This is a genomic window from Paenibacillus sp. PvR133, from assembly GCF_017833155.1.
Taxonomy (GTDB): Bacteria; Bacillota; Bacilli; order Paenibacillales; family Paenibacillaceae; genus Paenibacillus; species Paenibacillus polymyxa_B.
Genome location: NZ_JAFIBS010000001.1, coordinates 2,147,177 through 2,169,377 on the forward strand (window position 1 = coordinate 2,147,177; position 22,201 = coordinate 2,169,377).

General features: G+C 46.2%; 20 protein-coding genes. 15 read left to right on the plus strand and 5 right to left on the minus strand.

Translation table 11 applies throughout. The features are described from left to right. The first annotated feature begins 16 nt into the window (after positions 1-16). From JOE49_RS09560 to JOE49_RS09595, 8 genes are all read left to right on the plus strand, one after another. Positions 17-1,747, plus strand: coding sequence for a sensor histidine kinase (locus JOE49_RS09560; protein WP_023987012.1), 1,731 nt, complete (start codon positions 17-19; stop codon positions 1,745-1,747). Further along, positions 1,725-3,284: a response regulator transcription factor gene (locus JOE49_RS09565; protein WP_023987013.1), complete on the plus strand. Its 1,560-nt coding sequence runs from the start codon at positions 1,725-1,727 to the stop codon at positions 3,282-3,284. The genes JOE49_RS09560 and JOE49_RS09565 overlap by 23 nt, the downstream gene beginning before the upstream one ends. Before the next feature lie 175 nt (positions 3,285-3,459). Next, positions 3,460-4,749, plus strand: a complete 1,290-nt coding sequence (locus JOE49_RS09570; RefSeq protein ID WP_028541002.1) for an ABC transporter substrate-binding protein — start codon at positions 3,460-3,462, stop codon at positions 4,747-4,749. 238 nt (positions 4,750-4,987) lie between these two features. After that, complete coding sequence (locus JOE49_RS09575; RefSeq protein WP_023987015.1) at positions 4,988-5,896, plus strand: carbohydrate ABC transporter permease; 909 nt, start codon at positions 4,988-4,990, stop codon at positions 5,894-5,896. 5 nt (positions 5,897-5,901) lie between these two features. Next, entirely contained in the window at positions 5,902-6,741 is an 840-nt protein-coding gene (locus JOE49_RS09580) for a carbohydrate ABC transporter permease (RefSeq protein ID WP_023987016.1), read from the plus strand. 113 nt (positions 6,742-6,854) lie between these two features. After that, on the plus strand, positions 6,855-7,967 hold the full coding sequence (locus JOE49_RS09585) for a rhamnogalacturonan acetylesterase (RefSeq protein ID WP_209943585.1): 1,113 nt from the start codon (positions 6,855-6,857) through the stop codon (positions 7,965-7,967). Positions 7,968-8,039: 72 nt separating this feature from the next. Next, positions 8,040-9,074 (plus strand): glycoside hydrolase family 88/105 protein, encoded by a 1,035-nt coding sequence (locus JOE49_RS09590; protein ID WP_023987018.1) that lies wholly within the window; start codon positions 8,040-8,042, stop codon positions 9,072-9,074. Positions 9,075-9,127: 53 nt separating this feature from the next. Continuing rightward, a complete protein-coding gene (locus JOE49_RS09595) occupies positions 9,128-9,541 on the plus strand; it encodes a sensory rhodopsin transducer (protein WP_023987019.1) in 414 nt (137 codons plus the stop codon). Positions 9,542-9,635: 94 nt separating this feature from the next. Here the strand turns inward: JOE49_RS09595 and JOE49_RS09600 are convergent, their stop codons facing one another. The 3 genes from JOE49_RS09600 to JOE49_RS09610 all read right to left on the minus strand — a co-directional run bounded on the left by JOE49_RS09600 (position 9,636) and on the right by JOE49_RS09610 (position 13,325). Beyond that, positions 9,636-10,595 carry a DMT family transporter gene (locus JOE49_RS09600; protein ID WP_071559300.1) on the minus strand — a complete coding sequence of 320 codons (960 nt, stop codon included), beginning with the start codon at positions 10,593-10,595 and terminating at the stop codon, positions 9,636-9,638. 208 nt (positions 10,596-10,803) lie between these two features. Beyond that, positions 10,804-12,120, minus strand: a complete 1,317-nt coding sequence (locus JOE49_RS09605) for a glutamate-1-semialdehyde 2,1-aminomutase (protein ID WP_280922058.1) — start codon at positions 12,118-12,120, stop codon at positions 10,804-10,806. A gap of 83 nt (positions 12,121-12,203) precedes the next feature. Further along, positions 12,204-13,325, minus strand: a complete 1,122-nt coding sequence (locus tag JOE49_RS09610; RefSeq protein WP_023987022.1) for an LCP family protein — start codon at positions 13,323-13,325, stop codon at positions 12,204-12,206. 103 nt (positions 13,326-13,428) lie between these two features. Between JOE49_RS09610 and JOE49_RS09615 the strand changes: the two genes are divergently transcribed. Genes JOE49_RS09615 through bcp form a run of 4 tightly spaced genes read left to right on the plus strand, consistent with a single transcriptional unit; the run spans position 13,429 to position 16,568 of the window. Next, the gene (locus tag JOE49_RS09615; RefSeq protein ID WP_023987023.1) at positions 13,429-14,469 is read left to right on the plus strand and encodes an ABC transporter ATP-binding protein; all 1,041 of its coding nucleotides are present in this window, start codon (positions 13,429-13,431) and stop codon (positions 14,467-14,469) included. Further along, positions 14,462-15,256: an ABC transporter permease gene (locus JOE49_RS09620; protein ID WP_053324641.1), complete on the plus strand. Its 795-nt coding sequence runs from the start codon at positions 14,462-14,464 to the stop codon at positions 15,254-15,256. The genes JOE49_RS09615 and JOE49_RS09620 overlap by 8 nt, the downstream gene beginning before the upstream one ends. 4 nt (positions 15,257-15,260) lie before the next feature. Next, positions 15,261-16,049, plus strand: a complete 789-nt coding sequence (locus JOE49_RS09625) for an ABC transporter permease (RefSeq protein ID WP_028540996.1) — start codon at positions 15,261-15,263, stop codon at positions 16,047-16,049. 42 nt (positions 16,050-16,091) lie between these two features. Beyond that, positions 16,092-16,568 carry a thioredoxin-dependent thiol peroxidase gene (gene bcp / locus JOE49_RS09630; protein WP_209940975.1) on the plus strand — a complete coding sequence of 159 codons (477 nt, stop codon included), beginning with the start codon at positions 16,092-16,094 and terminating at the stop codon, positions 16,566-16,568. A gap of 206 nt (positions 16,569-16,774) precedes the next feature. On the opposite strand, the gene JOE49_RS09635 is transcribed toward bcp, so the two are convergent. Next, positions 16,775-17,128 carry a spore germination protein gene (locus tag JOE49_RS09635; protein ID WP_068939403.1) on the minus strand — a complete coding sequence of 118 codons (354 nt, stop codon included), beginning with the start codon at positions 17,126-17,128 and terminating at the stop codon, positions 16,775-16,777. 156 nt (positions 17,129-17,284) lie between these two features. Here JOE49_RS09635 and JOE49_RS09640 point away from each other — a divergent pair, with 156 nt between their 5' ends. Then, a complete protein-coding gene (locus tag JOE49_RS09640) occupies positions 17,285-18,517 on the plus strand; it encodes an MFS transporter (protein WP_209940976.1) in 1,233 nt (410 codons plus the stop codon). Here the strand turns inward: JOE49_RS09640 and JOE49_RS09645 are convergent, their stop codons facing one another. Next, entirely contained in the window at positions 18,518-19,174 is a 657-nt protein-coding gene (locus tag JOE49_RS09645) for a DedA family protein (RefSeq protein WP_209940977.1), read from the minus strand. It lies immediately after the preceding gene. A 145-nt stretch (positions 19,175-19,319) separates the two neighbouring features. Between JOE49_RS09645 and guaA the strand changes: the two genes are divergently transcribed. Together guaA and JOE49_RS09655 are read left to right on the plus strand one after the other, a co-directional pair. Continuing rightward, positions 19,320-20,858, plus strand: coding sequence for a glutamine-hydrolyzing GMP synthase (gene guaA / locus JOE49_RS09650; protein WP_023987031.1), 1,539 nt, complete (start codon positions 19,320-19,322; stop codon positions 20,856-20,858). Positions 20,859-21,085: 227 nt separating this feature from the next. Beyond that, complete coding sequence (locus JOE49_RS09655; protein WP_245248364.1) at positions 21,086-22,186, plus strand: DNA cytosine methyltransferase; 1,101 nt, start codon at positions 21,086-21,088, stop codon at positions 22,184-22,186. Positions 22,187-22,201: the final 15 nt, after the last annotated feature.

The window sequence follows — 22,201 nt, forward strand, 5'->3', positions numbered from 1 at the left end:
TGGAATCCATCATAAAATGGTACTACTGATTACGGTGCTTATGCTGGTTAATTTTGCAGTAGTTGCAGTCATACTTAAGTACGTATTTCATATTTATGATAATCAAATGTACAAAAAAACATCCGAAGTACTCAATATTTCTTCAATCGGTATAGAAAATGAGTTGAAGGATGTGGAAAAAGTTACTTTCAAGGTAACAACGGACGAGCAGCTTCAACGTTATTTGCTGCAATTGGAAAAGGAAACGTCACCTTATGCCAAAATGGTGCTGCGTAAAAAAATAACGAATAGGCTCGTCGCCTTTGCCGGCTCTGAGACCTATGTCTATTCTATGATAGTGATCGATAAAGAGGGACAGGTCATGAGTGCGGGCAACCGCGAAGGTATTCCCCAAGAACTTCGATCCACCCTGTCGGAGCTGGCAGACGAACATGACGGTTCCAATGCATGGTATGCGGCAGGCCATTCCTCCTTGCTGGCAGCTCGGCAGTTCAAATCCTTTACCGATTCCAATTTTACGCTGAATGGGCTCGGAACGCTTGCGATTCGTGTGCGAATTGACCGGATTGTAGCGGACCGCGTGCAAACCTCCGGCCGTGACGGACAACTGATGATTACAGATGGAAGGCGGATGATTTATCCCGAAACACCACTATTGAGTGAGAGTGATATTCAGGCCGAGCTTGGCCGAAAGCAGCCTTACGGGATTGCGACCTACTCAGGAGGAACCTTTTTCGCTGCTCAAATCAAATCCTCTTATACGGGTTGGACGTATTTGCATATGACCCCCTTCGATGATATGTTTCGCAGCATTACGATCATTAAAGAAGTTGTAAGCGCTATTTTTGTAATTATGCTTCTTATTGCATTGGCACTGGGAGCTAGGTTGTCAGGCAGCATTACCAAACCGATCGTTCAACTAATCCAGAACATGCGTAAAATAGAAAAAGGCGATCTCGACCGTTTGGAAGAAGAAGCACTTGGCGCGGTCCCCCTTTCCACACAGGACGAGGTAGGCTTGCTACATCGGACATATAAGAAAATGATTCGCCGCATTCGTGAGCTCATTAATGAAAATGTTGCCAAGCAGCTATTACTGAGGGAAACAGAGCTAAAGGCACTACAAGCACAGATTAATCCACATTTTTTATACAACACGCTGGAATCCGTGAACTGGCTCGCCAAGGCCAATAAGCAGGATCGGATTTCAGAGATGGTGGAAGCACTTGCTTTTCTATTGCGTAGTGCGGTCAGTTTTGAAGAGCAGCTGATTCCGCTTCGAAAAGAACTGGATATTGTAAGGAGCTATGTAACGATCCAAACAACACGTTTTGATGAACGTCTCGTTTTCCATCTGGATGTCCCGGAAGAACTGATGGATGCGCAAATTCCGAAGCTAACGCTTCAGCCTTTGGTGGAGAATGCCATCCATTATGCGTTGGAGCCGCGAATTGAACCCTGTCGGATTGCTATTATTGCGAGAGAAAGCGAGGGGGCTCTATTTCTGCGAGTTGAAGATGACGGACCGGGAATGACGCCGGATTTCTTGGAAAAACTGCGGAGCGGGCAGGTCACGACTCGTGGGCAGGGCATTGGACTTACGAATATTCAAGAACGGATTAACCTGACATTTGGTACACCTTGGGGGATAGAGCTGCATAGCGAGTCAGGAACAGGAACGTCGATTCATGTCTGTATTCCATATGTGAAAGGGGATCAGGGTCGTGTACAAGGTGCTACTGGTTGATGATGAGCGTATGATTTTGGAAGGCATATCGCAGGTGGTTGATTGGGGTAAAGCGGGAACGAGATTGGTGGGTACGGCACGTAACGGGATTGAGGCTTATGATCAGATTCAGGCCAGCCCGCCTGACTTTGTGATTAGCGACATCTCTATGCCTGGATTGGACGGCATCGGACTGGTTGCCAAAACGACGGAGCACTTTCCAGACGTTCGTTTCATTCTGTTGTCTGGTTACAAAGATTTCGACTATGCCTGTCGGGCCATGCAATACGGGGTGAAGCACTACTTGTTGAAGCCATGCAATGAGCGGCAAATTCATGAGGCTCTGACCGAGTTGGGGCAGGAGCGGGAGGAGCAGGAAGAACGCAAGCAGTTTGTAAACCGGATGAAGCTAGATTTTCAGCGTATGCTGCCTCATGTGAAGGAACACTTTTTGAAGGAGTTTATTTCCTATAAAACTTACGGTAGCCGCGATATCGCATTTTATGAGCGGTTATTCGGACTTGAATTGCAAGATAAGCAGGTTCGAATGCTACTGCTGCGGGTGGAGGAATCACATGAGCCGGAGCATTTGTTTGCATTGCAAAATATAGCGGCAGATTTGATGGATGATGTCTTGCTCAGTACGACCATGCAGGGGCAATTGCTCATCGTGCTGGAAAGTGAGGATGACACGTCACGGTTTATGAAACAGATTGAAGCGGTACGTGCGACATTTCATCGCTTTTACAAGCTGGAGGTAACGGTCGCAGTTAGTGAGTCGGATAGTATGCAGCATTCACGGGGGATGTATCGGGAGACACTGCATTGTATGAATCACCGTTTTTACACCGGGGAGGGCAGTCTGATTACGAAGGAGGATTTAGCGGCTGAGGATACCCGGGAGATGGCAGATTTGGAGCTGGACGAGGAGAAGTTCGGTCTGCTGATCAAGGCTGGAAATACGGTGGAGGTTGCACAGGAAGTGGATCGGTTGTTCGGTATTCTGTCCCGTATGAAGCTGGAAATTTCCGTGACCCGCTCCTATGTGCTTCAGCTCTATGCCGCTATGATCCGTATATGCCCCGAAGAAGAGCGTGCGGCGTTTACGAGCCGAATGGTGGTGCTGGCAGAGCAAAAAACGCTGGCATGTCTCAAATCTTTTGTACAGGAAGCTGCCGAACGAATGACCGCAATCTATTATAAAAGTAATGTGTATCGCCAATCTTCCACCGTTGATAAAATGATCACTATTATTGAGCAAAACTACAGAAAATCGGATCTGTCGCTGAACGGAGTGGCAGGTCAAATGCTGTATATGAATTCCGACTACTTAGGGAAGATATTCAAAAAGGTGACGGGCGAAAACTTCTCACACTACGTCAATCGTTATCGGATCGAACGTGCAGCTGAGCATATTCGGGAGACGGGAGACGTGAAGGTGTTTGAGCTGGCGGAATGGTTCGGCTTCGGTGGGAACGCACAATATTTTAGCCAGGTGTTCAAAAAGTGGGCGGGTATGACGCCTTCCGAGTACATTAAATCACATGAACGGGGATGAGCGTATGGAGTCCCACTGTTTTTTAAACCTAGGAAACCTGATTTGTGTATTCCAATGTTTCTCGGCTTTTGGGAAAATAACAACAGGAGCTAATGTAAACGCTATCAAAATTGCGGAAATACGTTGTCACTCGTAATTTGGCTCCTTTCTAGAACAGCGAAAAGGGGAGAGATAGGTGGGCAAAAAGGGATGGTTTCTGATCATAGCTATGCTGCTCGTTTTGACGACGGCATGTAGCGGAGCGGGCGGCGGCAATTCGGGCACAAGTGCAGACGGGAAAGTAAAGTTACGTATCGCTTGGTGGGGATCGGATACGCGTCATGAATACACGCAAAAGGTCGTTGATTTGTATAAGCAGAAAAATCCAAATGTAACGATTGATGTGGAATATGCCTCTTTCGATGACTATTGGAAAAAACTCGCTCCGCAGGCTGCGGCTAATCAGTTGCCGGATATCGTGCAAATGGACATTTCGTACATTAGCCAATATGCGAAAAATGGTCAACTGGAGGATCTCGCGCCCTACTTGAATCAAAAAATTCAGGTTGCTGATGTGACCGAAAATGTACTCAAAACCGGCGTAATTGCTGGAAAGCAATATGGTATCCCAACCGGTGTTAATGTTCTGGGTTTCCAGTATGATCCGGCGTTGCTCAAGAAGGCGGGTATAGACAAAATTCCTGACAACTGGACATGGGATCAATACAAAGAAATGGCTTTAAAGGCTGGTTCCAATAAAGTATACTTTGACAGCTCGATGGCTGCCGATATTTTCTTCCACTACTATTTGCGTACTCAAGGAAAGACTCTCTACAATGCGGAAGGAACAGGATTGGGGTATGACGACGATAAGCTGTTTGTTGACTTCTTCAGCGGATTGGCTGATCTGATTAAGAAGGGAGCGACCCCGCCTCCTGAAATCATGAACCAGACCAAGGGGATTCTTGAGGAATCCGATATCGTAAAAGGAACAGGCATCGGTATTTGGCAGTGGTCCAATCAGTATGTGGGCTTACAGCAGGTCGTTAACCGCCCAATGGCACTGGCTCCGATGTTTGGGCCGAATATGGAAAAAGGCGTATATATGCAGCCTACGATGTACTGGACGGTTGCTTCCCGTTCACAGGTGAAGGATGAAGCCGCTAAGTTTATTGATTTCTGGATGAACGATGTAGAAGCGAATAAATTGATTAAAGGCGAACGGGGCGTGCCGATTTCCGCCAAAATCAAGGAAGCTGTTGCACCAGAGTTGAGCGAGCCTACGAAGCAGGTGTTTGAATTTGTAGCTTCCATGGAGCCGAAGGCTTCTCCAATGAGCCCGCCGCCACCAGTCGGATCGCCGGAAGTGATTGCGACTCTGACCGATTATATTGAGCAGGTCAATTTCGGACAGATGACGGCTGAAGACGCAGCGACCAAATTCCGGGCTGATGCGAATACCATCCTTGCGAATAACAAGCAATAATAAGCGTAATGAGACCTTTAGGATATCTGACAACGTTTTAGCATAAGAATCGATAGGATCGAAGGAACATTTCGTTAAGTTAACCGTGCGTAGTCCAAAACATGATTGCGCACGGTTGATTCGACGAAGCAACTGCATAAGCACCCTTTGCAGACATCACGATATTATTCTCATAACAACGAATTATTGACATTATAAAGTTTTACTAATTCTTTAAATGCAACAGAAGGGAGGCTTGATGAGCTTGCGAAATCATCAGAGCTTGAAAGCCAATATGACCGGATATGCGTTTATCAGCCCTTTTATTGTGGGCTTTCTGGCGTTTACGTTAATTCCAATGTTTATTTCGCTGTATCTGTCCTTTACCACCTACAACCTGTTCACCCCGCCCAAATGGATTGGTCTGGGTAACTTCGAAAAGATGTTCACAGGCGACCCGAAATACTGGAATTCGATCAGGGTCACGTTTACGTATGTATTGGTCGGTGTACCGTTGCGACTGATTTTCGCGCTGTTTGTGGCTATGATTTTGAATACCAAATCGCGCATGGTCGGCACCTATCGGACGATGTACTATCTGCCATCCATTATCGGAGGTAGCGTTGCGGTATCGATTATGTGGCGGAACATTTTCAGTAATAACGGCATAGTGAACAGCCTGCTTTCGACTCTAGGGGCGACCCCGGTGAAATGGTTTGGTGATCCGGATGCTTCGCTTACGATGCTGATCACCCTGTCCGTATGGCAATTTGGCTCCTCCATGCTAATTTTTCTGGCAGGTTTGAAGAACATTCCTGTTGAATTGTACGAGGCGTCCAGTGTAGATGGCGCTAAGCCAGTACGAAAATTTTTCAGTATTACGCTGCCGTTGCTTAGCCCCATTATTCTATTTAATCTGATTATGCAGACGATCAGCGCCTTTATGACCTTCGTCCCGGCTTATGTTATTTCTAAGGGCGAAGGAGGCCCGATGGATGGAACGATGCTGCATTCACTGTATCTGTTCCGGCAGGCGTTTATGTTCAGCAACATGGGATATGCGGCAGCCATGGCTTGGGTCATGCTCATTATGATTGGGATACTGACAGCGATTTTATTTATAACCTCCAGATACTGGGTATTTTATGAAACGGAAAAGGGGCGCTGATACTGATGGCATGGAAAACGGTCAAATGGCCAATTTATCACATACTGGTTGCTGCACTGGCGCTCCTGATGCTTTATCCCGTTTTTTGGATGCTGTTCAGCTCGTTTAAAGAAAGTCGGACGATATTCGTCACGGCATCCTCGCTTTTCCCTACAGAATGGATCTGGCAAAACTATGTAACAGGTTGGAAAGGGACGACTGGCTACAACTTTGGCACGTACATTCTGAACTCGCTCACGATCGTGGTGATTTCAACGATTGGAGCTGTGCTTTCCTCCTCATTGATCGCATTTGGCTTCGCACGCTTGAAATTCAAAGGGCGTAACTTGTGGTTTGCTTTGATGATGGTGACGCTTATGCTACCAGGGGATGTGGTACTGGTACCGCAATATATTATTTTCACCAAGCTCGGTTGGATCAATACGATCTTACCGTTAGTGGTACCCTCCTTCTTCGGGATGCCGTTCTTCATCTTTCTGATGGTGCAGTTTATACGGACGATTCCAGCAGAGTTGGATGAGGCGGCGACGATTGACGGATGCGGCAAGTTCCGGCTGTATTTCAGAATTATTTTACCCTTACTTAAATCGTCGTTGGCTACAGCGGCAATCTTCTCTTTCTACTGGAAGTGGGAGGATTTGCTTGGTCCGGTACTGTATCTGAATTCGCCAGAGAAATATACCGTATCTATTGCACTCAAGATGTTCCTCGACAGCGAGTCGGCTTCCAACTGGGGAGGAATGTTCGCGATGTCTATCCTAAGCCTGCTTCCAGTTATCGCTGTATTCTTCGCATTCCAGAAGCAAATTGTAGAAGGAATGAGTACGAGTGGTTTGAAGGGGTAAGATCCAAAATCCATAGCGTGGGGACATGAAGCTTACGAGTGGAAATGGAAGGCATCCGGGATTGTACGATTGAATGGACGGGATTTGAGGGCGATGGCTGAGAGGTGAGTAAATTGTGGAAGTTTGATTTTGGTCCGGGGGAGCCTGCGGATGGCTACAAGGGAGTGTCTTCGGATTGCTTATATACAACTGAACAGGGCTATGGCTTTGAGACTACGGAGCATGTGTACGGTCGGAAAAGGCAGAGTGCAGCCAAGGATGCACGCACGCGGCTGCGAAGCAGCTTTTGTATTCCACTAAACGCTGCATTTGTTGTAGATGTGCCAGACGGGCTGTATCTTGTCACTATACTGGTCGGCGATTCGCAGGCGGAAACGCTCACGCGACTCAAGGCTGGTGAAGGCAAGCACATGCTTCCCCCAGTGCACACGCTGCCAGGGCAGTTCACCGAAGCACTGTTTGCGGTGCCTGTCTGGGGTGGCAAACTGCGCCTCACTGTATCAGGCACCGCGCCAAGGCTCAATGCGCTGGAGATTGCACCAGCGCCACAGACCCTCCGGCTATTCCTAGCCGGAGATTCCACGGTTACGGATCAGGACGCATCCGGCTATCCGTATACAGGCTGGGGTCAGGCTTTGCCCGCCTTGTTCAAGCATGATGTCTGCGTGGATAATCATGCCGTATCGGGGCGAAGCTCCAAAAGCTTCATGGACGAAGGACGGCTGGGTGTCATTTTGGGCGAAATAAAGGCAGGAGATTTCCTGTTCATCCAGTTCGGTCATAATGATCAGAAGCCTGATCCGGAGCGGGCTACAGAGCCTTTTACAACCTACAAGGAGCATCTTCGCCTCTATATCGACGGCGCAAGAAGCCATGGGGCAACCCCGGTACTGGTCACGCCCGTACATCGTCGCTATTTTAGCGAGGATGGTACGCTATCTGACACACATGGTGACTATGTAACAGCGGTTCGTGAGCTGGCGGAAGAAGCGAATGTACCGCTGATTGATTTGTCTGCCCGCACGCAGGAGTTATATGAGCAGCTGGGTCCCGAAGAGAGTAAAGAGCTTTTTATGTGGTTGCTGCCTGGTGAATACATGAACTTTTCCGGCGGCTTAGAGGATAACACGCATTTTCATGAGAATGGCGCGGTTCGTATTGCAGACATGGTGGTGGATGCTGTGAAGGAACTGGATTTGCAACCGCTGCGCATGTATTTACGTTGAAGGACGACCTTTTCATGTACGGGCGTCAAGGAGGTAACTCACGTGAAACTTACCAAAGGGGGAGACGTGGAAATGCCTGCATTGATTTTTGATGAAGAACAAGTTAAGCAGGTGATCGACCGGGTAGTAGAACGCACCTTTCAAATGCACTACAGCTGGGATTGGCCGGGCGGAGTAGCCTTTTACGGAGTATGCGAAGCGTATGAAGCGACAGGGAACGAAAAGTATCTGACCAAGCTAAAAGAATGGGTAGACGAAAATATCGAGGATGGGCTTCCGTCTCTCTCGGTGAACGGCGTTTCTGTCGGGCACTGTTTGTTGACGCTTTATCAGGCCACAGGTGAGCAAAAATACCTTGATATTGCCATCGAGATGGCAGAATTTTTGGCCAAAAAAGCGGAGCGGTTTGCCGACGGCATTTTCCAGCATACGGTGAATTCACTTCATGATGTATTTCCGCAGCAAGCATGGGTGGATACGATGTTTATGGCCGGTTATTATTTGCTGCGTATTGGTCATCTGTTAGGCAACAAGGAGTATTGGGAGGATGGAATTCGTCAATATCACGGGCATGAAGAATTTTTGCAGGACCCGGATACGAATCTGTATTATCACGGATGGGATCATGCGAATCAAAGCCGGATGTCAGGAATATATTGGGCGCGCGGCAATTCATGGGCAGCCCTCACGATGGCAAAAGCGCTGAAACTTGTGGAGGTGCAGCATCCATCTTATATGATCATCGACGGCTCGCTGCGTGACCAGCTCAATGCACTGGTGCGGCTGCAATCCCCAGAAGGGCTGTGGCATACGGTGCTGAACGATGATACCTCTTATCTGGAAACCTCGGGCTCGGCAGGAATTGCGACCGCCTTGCTTATGCAAGGAAGATTGTTTAACAAATACACCCAAAAGGCGATCGAAGGTATTCTTTCCCGCATTAAGGACGACGGCACAGTAACGGGTGTATCCGCGGGAACTGCTGTGATGAACGATATTGACGGCTATCGAAACGTTCCATATAAACGCATTCAGGGATGGGGTCAGGGATTGGCGCTTGCTTTTCTGGCCCAACTGTTGCGTACCAAGGAGAATCCGTACGGCTAGAAGAAGGGACATAGGGAAACGAAAGTATTCATAGGTCAAAGGAGGCCGATAGCATGGGAGATACTGAACTTTCTCAGGAGCTTTCTCATGAAAAAGTAGCTAATCAGCCGCGAGGCAGCCTATTCTGGGTCATCCCCGATGGGTATATTCCACCGGAAAGCCGGGGTGAGCTGCTCAGTCATGAGAGTATATGCGTGCTGAATTGTGGGAGCCGTGTGGCAAATCTGAGTATAGACATCTATTTTGAAGACCGCGAGCCATTGGAGGGATTGATCGAGGTGGTGGAAGGAAGACGAACCCGTCATATCCGAACAGCCTCGTTGGAGAAATCCGGCGAGCAGATTCCGGTAGGTATTCCTTACGCAATTACGGTCACTAGCGATGTGCCCATAATCGTACAATATAGCAGATTGGACACGACACAGCCGGAATTGGCGTTAATGAGTGTCATGGCGTACCCTATCTAATGCGACGAAGACTAAGAAATGAAAAAAGAAATCTCTCGGCTGGAATTGCGCAGCTTGGAGATTTCTTTTTTTGCAGGCAAATGAGTGTCTATTTTTAGCCCGTTTTTTGTGATTTTGCCGAAGTTGTTTTGATTGGCGTGAAGTTTTTTCGTCCTCCGAAATTGGTACCCAACACGCCGATAATGATCATCACAGCCCCAATAATGTGATAGTAGGCGAGCTGCTCCTTCAAAATGTAAGCACCGGCAATCATGGAAATGAGGGTGGATAAATTGCCGATCACACTCATTTTGGAGGCTTCGATCCACTTCAAGGCAAAGCTCGATAACAGCGAGGTGACGAGGGTAGACAGAATGCCTAGATAAATCAGTGCCATCCAATAACCAGGCTTCACCAGTGGAGCGGTATAGGCGCTCATGGAGCCGTCTATGGCATGATATCCCAGTGCCACCACGTTAAAAACGATACATCCCAAAATAGAGGTAACGTAGGTCAATTCCATTGGGTTGTACTTTTGTGTTAATGGTCGTGCCAGCACATTATAGCCAGATAGGCATATCGCAGAAAGCACGAGCAGAAGAATACCGCCATAGCTATTGGATGCTAGCGGTGCTCCGCTTTTCATCACAAATATAAAAACCACGCCAAAGACAGAGAGCAGTAAGGAAATCTTCTGGACTACCGTTGTACGCTCTTTAATAAAATAGGAAGCTAACAGCAGCGTAAAGATGGGAACGGTTGCTTGGATAATTCCACCTTCCGATGAAGAAGTGCTCATCAGCCCGAAGGCTTGCAGTGGAAAATACACTAATGGCGAGAGCAGCGCCAGTGGTAAAATGCGCAGAATGTCACGCATCTTGATGTTGATCTTGATCCAACCGAGCAACACGGGAATGGTCAAAGCGATAAAAGACAGCGCAAAGCGGTGGGCGATCACATCCAGCGGGCTCGCCTCTGTGACTGTCAATTTTACAAATAAAAATGAAAATCCAAGTATAGCTGCATAGCTGAGAGCTGCCAGATAGGCGGCTCCATTTCTGGAACGACTGTTCATAATAAACCTCCGTAATAATGACCTTAACCTGTGGTTCTCTCAATATACCCGGATGGCATAACTTGATACAATCCATAAAATCTGCAACTGTACGGGTACAGTTGTGAAATGAAAAAAAGCCGGAACGAAGTCCCAGAGGTCGGATACCCATCCCTAAGACTACTTCCAGCTCTTATCCTATTCATATTTTATCAACTTACTGTTTAGTTTACTTACCTTGTGACATCGCCCGGAACGAATCGTCCGCCGCTTCCAGCGTAGTATCCACGTCTTCATCCGTATGCGCTGTTGTGAGAAACCAGGCTTCGTACTTGGATGGTGCCAGATGAATACCGCGATCCAGCATGTGACGGAAGAAGGATGCAAACGCTTCGCTATCCGTATCCTGCGCCTGCGCGTAATTCGTGATCGGATGATCACAGAAATGCGTCGAGAACGCTCCACGAATTCGGTTGATCGTCAATGGCACGCCGTAGCGTTCGGCAGAGGACTGGATACCGTCCGTCAGCCTCACAGCCAGACGTTCCATCTCTTCATACACGCCTTCCCCTTGAAGGACTTCAAGGCAGGCGATGCCTGACGAGATGGACGCCGGGTTGCCCGCCATCGTACCCGCCTGATAAGCCGGGCCGAGTGGGGCAACCTGCTCCATGATGTGCTTGCTGCCGCCGTAGGCACCAATCGGCAGACCACCGCCCATGATTTTGCCCAGCGCGGTCAAATCTGGCTGAATCGCATCATGGTTGTCCAAACCTGCATACGTTTGGGTGGAACCGAAGTGGAATCGGAATGCGGTAATGACCTCGTCATAAATGACGAGTGAGCCGTTCACACGCGCCATGGAGCACAACCCTTCCAAATAACCGGGTTGCGGCATGACCATGCCAAAATTACCGACAATGGGCTCGACCATGACTGCCGCCACATCGTCGCTCCAACGCTCCAAGGCTTGGCGTAACGCGTCGAGATCATTGAATGGTACGGTAATAACCTCGCTCGCAATGTTGGTCGTAATGCCTGCACTGTCAGGTATGCCTAGCGTGGAAGGGCCGGAGCCTGCGGCAACAAGTACCAGATCCGAGTGACCGTGGTAGCAGCCGGCAAATTTGATGATCTTGTTCCGCCCAGTATAGGCCCGTGCAACACGAATCGTTGTCATAACCGCTTCTGTGCCAGAATTCACAAACCGGACCTTGTCCATAGAAGGAATTGCTTCCTTCAGCATCTTGGCCAGTTTGATTTCCAATACCGTTGAGGTTCCGTATAATACGCCGTTCGCGGCCGCTTCGCTGATAGCCTTAGTAATATGGGGATGGGCATGTCCAGTAATAATAGGGCCATAAGCCGCCAAATAGTCGATATACCGATTATCATCCTCATCCCAGAAATGAGCACCTTTAGCGCGTTTCATGAATACTGGAGCGCCGCCGCCCACAGCTTTAAAGGAGCGTGAAGGGCTGTTAACGCCCCCGACAATATGCTCCAGGGCTTCTTTATATAGTGCTTCGGAGTTTTCCCGTTTCATCATCAAAAACTTCCTTTCCGTTCATTAAAATAGGGTATACACACGCCAAAGGGCAGCGTTCACGGCTGCCCCTGCATACATCATTATAGCTCTTTTTGTCCCGTCTTTGTTGTTGATTGTGTGGAAGCATCCTCATTACTGGTTTTACTGCCCCCTGTAAAAGAAGCTTTATCCTTCTTGGTAGACGATGCACTGTCTGGCTGTTTCGTTTCGTTTTGATCCTTATTTTGTTCCTGTGTTTGTGCGGGTGGATTATTAAATATATCCTGCACATACGTTTTCAGTTCTTCCGGATCGCGGACAGTAAGAACTGCCGCGCCGCCCACATTCTCTTCTCCGAGCATCTTCATCGGTGGAACCTGTTCGCTGCCGGCAAAGTTGCTTTGGTACCCCACATTTGCCAGCTTCCACATATCGTTAACACTGAGATTCGTGTCAATGAACGGGTTAACCTGCTCTAAAATATTCGGCAAGTTAGCGATGGAAGTCGTGGTCTGCATTTTCTGGGCTATTGCCTCCAAAAATGCGCGTTGCCGTCCTGATCGGGAGAAGTCGGACATTGCATCGTGGCGGAACCGCACATATTGAAGCGCCGTGTTGCCATCTAGATGCTGCATGCCCTTTTTCAAATCAATATCGTACTGATGTTTATCCGCATTACTTGTATAATGCATATCCTTTTCCACTTCAAAATCAATCCCGCCTACGGCATCCACCAGTTTGATAAAGCCCTGGAAATCCGTGTACACATAATATTGCACCGGGATGCCTAACAGATCGCCAGCCGTCTTCATGGCTGTGTTGGGTCCGTGAGTAATGGCGGTGTTAATTCGATTTTTTCCATAGCCGGGAATATCCACGTACGTATCACGCAAAATAGAGAACAGGTGGATTTTTTTCTTAACGGGGTCCAGCGATACGACCATCATACTGTCTGATCGGGGAACTTCCCCTTTCTGGATACCGCGCCCATCGACACCCATCAGCAAAATGTTAACCATATCGGTACCTTCCCACTTGGGCGGTTCTGGCGTACGAACCTGATCGACCTGCTTTACATTTTTGAAGGGGGAGTTAGCGCCTTCTTTATGCAGATTATCCAGCTGATTATAAATGGATGTAAAATAGTACACGGCAAAGCCGACAATCGCGACGATTACCACGGCTAGAACCGACCATATCGTCCTTTTGGTTCTGCTTGTCATGGATGCTCTCCCTTTCGCTTTTCAGTTCATTACATTATAATTTCTTTTTGGAGCACAATCAATTTAACTATGGATTTTACAAATCCTGATTGAGAGGTATAACATGCTGGCAATTGATGTGCAGGATCTGCGCAAAACATTTAAGGTTCAAAAAAATCGCGAGGGCTTAAAAGGTGCCTTCCTTGATTTATTCGCCCGCGAATACAACGAGGTAGCCGCGGTCAAAGATATATCCTTCCGTATTCCGCAAGGAGAAATATGCGGTTATATCGGTGAGAACGGCGCCGGAAAGTCCACCACGATTAAGATGCTGACAGGCATTCTCGTGCCGACATCGGGACATCTCAAGGTAGGCGGTTATGTTCCCTATGAGGAACGCGAGAAATTTGTAGGCAACATTGGTGTTGTTTTCGGTCAGCGCAGCCAGCTTTGGTGGGACATCGGTGTGATCGAGTCTTTTCAACTCCTGCGGAAAGTATATCAGGTTCCGGCTACGGACTTCAAACGCAGGCTGGATGAGCTGGTAGAGAGACTGCAATTGCAGGATCTGCTAAGCCGCCCGGTACGCAAGCTTAGTCTCGGGCAACGGATGCGCTGTGAGTTAGTAGCAGCCTTGCTGCACAATCCGTCCATTGTTTTTCTGGACGAGCCGACCATTGGGCTCGATATTATGGTAAAGTCCGAAATCCGCGAGTTTCTAAAGGACATGAATCGGGATTATGGTACGACTATTTTGCTGACAACCCATGATTTGCAGGATATTGAAGCGCTGTGCTCGCGCGTCATTATGCTGGATGATGGAAATATCATTTATGATGGTGGTCTGGAGGATCTGAAGGCGCGTTGGGGGACAGGTCGAGAAGTGCGGTTCCAGTTCGGCACATCGACCCAGTTGGAACAATTACAGGCATGGACTGCTGATATGCCACTGGCTTGGACGATGGATAATGATTTGGCTGCCAAAGTATGGATTCCTCTTCATATTAATGTATCGGATGTTCTCGCTTGCGTAGTCGGTCGCACGGATATTACGGATATCAAAATCATTGAAACCAACACGGATGATATCGTCCGCAGTATCTATCAGTCTGGTTCGGCTGAACGCCAGGGCAATCCGATAGTGGAGGCCAAAGTTCATGCTTAGCGTATACACCGATTTTATTCGTATCCGATTTCTCACGATGCTTGCGTATCGTGTGAACTATTATTCAGGAATCCTTATTTATTGCATGAATATTGGCGTATATTATTTCACATACAAAGCGATATATGGCGATGCGGGTAGCATTGGAGGTTTTACCGCTGCTCAGATGACGACGTATGTAGCAGTATCGTGGATGGCGAGAGCCTTTTATTTTAACAATCTGGATCGTGAAATCTCGACGGATATACGTGATGGAAGCATTGCAATTCAGATGATCCGACCTTATAACTATGTACTTGTTAAATTTATGCAAGGACTCGGCGAGGGAATGTTCCGTTTTCTGCTGTTTATGATTCCAGGCATGGCGATTGCGATGCTGCTATTTCCGGTAAAGCTTCCCACGGATCCGGTAGCCTGGGTTGGTTTTCTGGTCATGCTGTTTTTTAGCTTTATGATCAACACTCAGATCAATATTATTACGGGGTTAACGGCCTTTTTTATCGAAAATAATGAGGGCATGATGCGTATGAAGCGCGTAGTTGTAGATCTGTTTTCTGGGTTGATTTTGCCAATCAGTTTGTTTCCAGGCTGGCTGGCGACGATCGCCCAATGGATGCCGTTTCAGGCGATTACCTATTTGCCGGGCTCTGTATTTACGGGACGTGTAAAAGGCGTTGGCATCTGGAATGTACTGGGTATCCAAATCATTTGGCTGGTCGTTCTGCTCGTGCCGATGATCATCATTTGGCGACTGGCGCGCAGACGTCTGTTCGTGCAGGGAGGGTAAGCCGATGATGTACTATTTGGGTCTCATTAGCGAATATTTAAAAAATTACATGAAGTCACGGCTCACCTATCGGGCCGACTTTTGGGTAGAAGTGATTTCAGACCTGCTGTTTCAGGCCACAAATCTTATTTTTATCCTGGTTATTTTTATGCATACAGACAGTTTGGGCGGCTGGAGTGAAAATGAAGTCGTGTTCGTTTATGGATTTTTCATGGTTCCATACGGACTATTCAGTTGTTTTGTAAATCTTTGGAACTTTAGCGAGCGTTACATTGTGAAAGGTGAACTCGACCGGGTAATGACCCGTCCCGCGTATAATCTGTTCCAGATTTTCCTTGAAAATGTGGATCCGCCTGCGCTGGTGGGTTCTGTGATTGGCCTGATTATTATGGGAATCAGCGGGGCACAGATGGACTTGGCTATGGAGTGGTGGTTCGTACCGGCGCTGATCATTTTGAGCCTAAGTGCCGTGGCGATCTATACGGGCATCTACACCATATTGACATCCCTTTCGTTTTTTTCGGATGCGCCGACAGGAATTATCCCGCTCATGTACAATATTCAGGGCTACGGACGTTATCCAGTGACGATCTATAACCGTGCTATTCAGGTTGTGCTAACTTGGATACTGCCTTTTGCTTTTGTTGGTGTATATCCAGCCTCCCTGTTCCTTCACCGAGAGGATATGCGCCATATGGCCCTGTTAACTCCTGTGATGGGAATTGTCTTTCTGACTTTGGGTTTACTGGCATGGAACTGGGGAGTTCGCCGTTACAGAGGGGCAGGCTCATAGGGCGGATCACATAAGAACTCCCACAAGATAGGAGATGATGAGATGTCCACGACATCTACCATTATTGGGCAAGAGGCACCGGATTTTGAATTGCCTGGGAGTGAGGGAAAGCGTGTCAAGCTGTCTGATTATCGAGGCAGTAGGGTATTGTTGTATTTCTATCCCAAGGATTTGACCTCTAGTTGCTCGACCCAGGCTTGTGATTTTCGGGATAAACATACGGAGTTTGAAGACTTGAACACGGTGATTCTGGGGATAAGTCCTGATCCACTCAAACAGCATGACAAGTTTATTGCAAAGTACGGACTCCCTTTTCAGTTGTTATCTGATGAAGAGCATCAGGTGGCTGAGACGTATGGTGTATGGCAGCAAAAACAGATGTACGGCAAGCAGTATATGGGCATAGTTCGGTCTACGTTCCTTATTGATGAAAATGGTATCCTAATTCATGAATGGCGTGGTTTAAGAGTAAAAGGACATATTGATGCTGCGCTGGCATACATTCAGGATATGGCGTAAGTGAAGAACCAAAGAAAACCTTTTGAAACCGGATCGTGCTTTCAGGCGCATGGGTTTCAAAAGGTTTTTGTTAATTTCCAGATGTGTTTTGCCGATGCTTCCACTTTTGCTGGCAAAGGTAAATACCCCATAATATAAGCGGAATGAACAAGCCGTTGCCACAGAAAATGAATACATGTACAGATAACAGCATCTCACTAACGCGACTAAAAGCCTCTATTCCCGATAGTACAGTAAACACCAGTAATATCCATTTCCTCCAAACTACCTGAGTTACCAGCAATCAATACTTGATCCTTTAAATAGTCGAATGGTTCCGCGCCCTCTGGTACATGATGTTCGTTTTCCCGCATTAATGAACGCAGAACGGAATCATGGAGTAATTGAGTGTTAATCAGACCATTGATATAAAACAAAGCCGCTGGCCATTTTTGCATCCATAATAGCTCTTTAATGATTAAATCTCCGCTGTTTCCAAAGGAGCTTTCAATATGGTTTACATTATCCCTCAAGTTAGAGGACACATGAGTAACTGGACAACTTTTATTCTGATTTGGCATACGTAAAATCCTCCGATATTGGAGTTTCTTGGCTTAGTATGCTCTGAATATATGAATTTATGCCTTGACGGTTGTATAGTAAACTTATAAATTAGACAAATAACTAATTAGATTTATATATAATAAAAGAATTCTATCGATATGGAGCTGTTTAAAATGTTAGACAGGCAATACAGGAAGTTATTTGCCGCAGGCATCATTAACGGAATTGGAGACCGTTTCTGTCAGATCGCTTTGTTGGCTTTGATTTATCGGCTTACCAGTTCAGGATTCAGCGTAGGTATAATGCTGGGATTGCGAGTGATTCCTTTTTTAGTCCTGTCACCTGCGGCGGGTGTGCTTATTACCCGCATATCCCGGCGTACACTTATGATGACCACGGATCTATTCAGAGGCTTGGTAGCCCTTGGTTTTTTAAGTGTTCATAGTCCTGAGGATATATGGATCATTTATGGGGTTAGTACCCTTCTAGCTTGCGGAGAAGCGGTGTATGCTCCTGCTCGTAAATCATCCATCCCGCTGCTTGTTCGTCCGTCGGAGTTATTGAAAGTGAACAGTCTTGAGCAAGTGATGAGTGGGCTGGTGCTGGTCGTTGGTGCTGCTGCCGGAGGCATCATATCTGCTCTCTTTGGACCACAAGCCGCATTTATACTGAACGCAGCAAGTTTTTTTGCCGCAGGTCTGATCGTTCGCAATATTGCATTCCCACCTGTCATGAAGGAGAAAATAAACAGGGAGGATTCCTGTGTTAAACCACATAAAAGCCCTTCGTTGTTAGATCATCCAAACCGGAGCAGATCGCGAATGTTGGACTGTATTCGTGCATCCGTTCCTCTCCAAGTCGTTGTTGCATTTGAGTTGCTGGTTCCCATGCTCAATGGCATTGATAATGTTCTGATCAGTGTATATGCAGTGCAGGAATTCAGGCTGGGCGATGCCGGGATCGGATTGTTTTACGCCGCTTTGGGCGTGGGTCTGGTTGCCAGCTATGCAATAGGGCGTTTATTCAGTCGTTCTTTGTTGAAGGGAGGACTGATGTGCCTTTTGTTGGAAGGGATTTTACTTATGGGATTAAGCGGTATTTATCACGTATGGGCGGCGGTTGCCATTTACTTCTTAATTTCGTTGGCTGGCGGGGTGGGGGCGATTTGTCTGGATACATTATTAATGCAGGAGACCCCATTGTATTTACAGGGTCCATTGTTGGGCATGCTGACGGCGTGGAGCCAAGGTATCATCGGACTGTCTATGTTTGGAGCAGGGGTGGCGATTGAAATGATGGAGCCGCGTATGTTGGGCTTGGGTGGAGGCGCGGGGTTTGTTGTGATATCTATCGTGATTTCAATGTATTATGCAAGGACCCGTAGTCGTAAGGCAGCAGGAGTTTGACTACTCCGTGTCATCCTTGTTGCTGGTTTTCACTGATTTTTCGGATTTGCGTAGCCAACTAAACAGAAAGTTTCTCCACCGGTAAATAATATACAGCAGGATCATAAACCCAACGACTCCCGCAATTCGCAGTGCATACAGCTCTACCAAATGGAAAATGACATCCCATTGGGGACCAAACAGCTTGCCGATGCTTAGAAAGAGGATGACCCAGAATAAAGCGCCGCTGTAAGCATACAAGACAAATTTACGGAAAGAAAGAGCAATAATCCCGGCAAAATAACCGGTAAAATGCCTGACACCGGGGATGAAATATCCAAGGAAAATAAGCCAGTATCCATATCGTTGAAACCATTTTTGTGTTTTCTGAAGCTTGTCCGGCGATAACAAAACCCATTTACCATATTTCTGAATAAAGGGGAGTCCAGCCCACTTTCCGATAAAGTAGGTAATAGTCATACCGATGGTTGTGCCCAAGAAAGCTAGTAGCACCAGTTTACCGTAATCCAGGGTACCGGCATAGGAAAGATATCCCGCATAAGCCATTGTGGTTTCCCCGGGAAAAGGTAAAGCAATAAACTCAAGCAGCAAGCCGAAAAAAAGGACGCCGTAGCCGTATTCTTCGAACAATTGCGCGATCCACTTCAGCACATCCATCGTTTACACTCCTACGAACAGATTGAGTATTTTAGAATCAATTCATTTTAACAATCTTTTCATGCCCACTCAACTCCGGTTGATTTCTTGACGTCTTGTTTTATCGTTGCGTATAATGAAACGAACAATTGAGGGAGGCACGGTAATGAATAAGCCTAATGAAATCGTTGTAGTTCTCGATTTTGGAGGACAATACAACCAGTTAATCGCAAGAAGAATTCGGGATCTCGGTGTATATAGCGAGCTCCTTCCATACAATACGCCTGCGGAGAAGCTGAGAGAGCTGGCGCCAAAAGGGATTGTTTTCTCAGGCGGACCTTCCAGCGTATATACAGACAATGCTCCTCAGGTGGATCGGGCAATTTATGATCTTGGCATCCCTATCTTTGGTATTTGCTATGGCATGCAGCTGATGGCTCACCAACTGGATGGTAAGGTAGAACGTGCGGGCAAGCGTGAGTATGGCAAAGCAGACGTGCAATTCAATCAGGATGCTCGCTTGGCTAAAGGACTGGATTCTCGTCAAACCGTATGGATGAGCCATGGGGATCACGTTACAGATCTGCCAACCGGATTTACACTAGATGCAGGAACAGAGAGTGCGCCGATTGCCGCGATGAGTAACCTGGAGCGGAATCTGTATGCGGTGCAATTCCATCCAGAGGTACGTCATTCCGTTCAAGGTAACGAGATGATCAGCAACTTCCTTTATGAAGTGTGTGGTTGTGAAGGCAACTGGACCATGGAATCGTTCATTGAAGATCAAATTCGTGAGATTCGTCAACAGGTTGGCGACAAGAAAGTATTGTGTGCCTTAAGCGGTGGCGTGGATTCTTCCGTTGTAGCGATGCTTATTCACAAAGCGATCGGTGACCAACTGACGTGTATGTTCATTGACCATGGATTGCTGCGCAAAGGTGAAGCCGAAAGTGTAATGGAGACGTTCGTTGGTAAATTTGATATGAAAGTTGTCAAAATTGACGCACGTGAGCGCTTCTTGTCCAAGCTGGCAGGAGTTGATGATCCGGAACAAAAACGTAAAATCATCGGTAACGAGTTTATCTATGTGTTCGAGGAAGAATCTTCTCAATTTGACGATTTTACTTTCCTGGCACAGGGTACGCTGTATACGGATATTGTAGAGAGCGGAACAGCAACGGCACAGACCATTAAATCCCATCATAATGTGGGTGGTTTGCCGGAGAACATGAAGTTCAAGCTGATCGAGCCGTTGAATGCCCTGTTCAAGGACGAAGTGCGTAAAGTCGGCGAAGAATGCGGACTGCCACCTGAGATTGTATGGCGTCAGCCGTTCCCAGGTCCGGGTCTTGCCATTCGTGTGCTGGGTGAAGTGACAGAGGACAAGCTAACCATTGTTCGTGAGTCGGATTACATTTTGCGCGAGGAGATTGCTAAAGCCGGTCTGGACCGGGAAATCTGGCAATACTTTACCGCTTTGCCGAATATGAAGAGTGTTGGCGTTATGGGCGATGCTCGTACGTATTCTTACACTGTAGGTATTCGTGCAGTAACCTCCATCGACGGTATGACCGCCGACTGGGCACGTATCCCTTGGGATGTGCTGGAGAAAATTTCGGTACGTATCGTAAACGAAGTGGATAACGTGAATCGCATCGTGTATGATATCACCTCCAAACCACCAGCAACGATTGAGTGGGAATAGAAATGTAAGTTAAAAGGTTAAGAACTTTGTTAATCAAAGTTCTTAACCTTTTTTATTAATGTATTGAAAACGTATGTTCTTAATTATAAACTGGAAGATAGAGTTTATTATGGACTATTAACATATATAAAATATATAATTTAATAGACAGAAACCGATGTTTATTATCATGAGTGATAAGCGTGTGGAATTATTCATAAATTGAGTGGGAAAAGTAGGTAATCAATATGAATGTAAGTATTTTTTCTTTTTTTTCGGGTTCTGGATTTTTAGATTTAGGATTTGAAAAATCTGGATATAAAGTTGTAGAGGTGAATGAATTTTATGAACCTTTTTTAAATGCCTATAAATTTTCACGTCAAAAAATGCAAATACAACCCCCTAAATATGGTTATCATGCTGAGGATATTACTACTTATTTAAATAGTAATAGTTTGAGAAAAAAAATTATAAATGAGAGAAAAGAAGGTGTAGTTGGTTTCATTGGTGGGCCACCTTGTCCTGATTTTTCTTCTGCAGGGAAAAATAAAGGAAGTGACGGTGATAATGGTAAATTAACGAAAACTTACTTTGAACTAATAGTCAAAGAGAAACCTGATTTTTTTCTTTTTGAAAATGTTAAAGGACTATTAAGAACAAAAAAACACAAAATTTTTTATGACGAAATGAAGAAGCTGCTTCATATGAACGGTTATATTCTTCAGGATAGATTATTAAATGCATTACAATATGGGGTGCCACAAGATAGAGAAAGAATATTCATGGTGGGTTTTTTAAAAAAATCTTTGAAAGAAGATTCTAGTATAGTTGAAAAACTGATTGAGAATTTTGGATGGGGAGTTAGCCAAGATAATTTAGAAGAAATAAAAAGCTATAATTGGCCTGAACAAACCGATTATTTGGTTGACGATGATTTAGATATGCCAAATAATATTAAACCTGAATTAACTATTGAATATTGGTTTAAAGAAAATGATGTATATAATCATCTTAATTCAGTTGATTATTTCAAACCTCGGCAGGCTTTAGAAAAATTCAACACTATTTTAGAAGGAGACATTTCAAAAAAATCTTTTAAACGTTTGCACAGATGGAGATACTCTCCAACAGCAGCTTACGGAAATAATGAAGTACATTTACACCCTTATAAGAGTAGAAGGTTATCTGCATCAGAAGCATTAGCTATTCAATCATTACCTAAAGAATTTGTATTGCCTGAAACCATGACTTTAACAGATAAATTTAAAACAATAGGTAATGGCGTCCCATATTATATGTCACATGGAATTGCTAAGAGTTTATATAAATTAATTTCTAACATATTTTAATATTGGAGTGCGAAC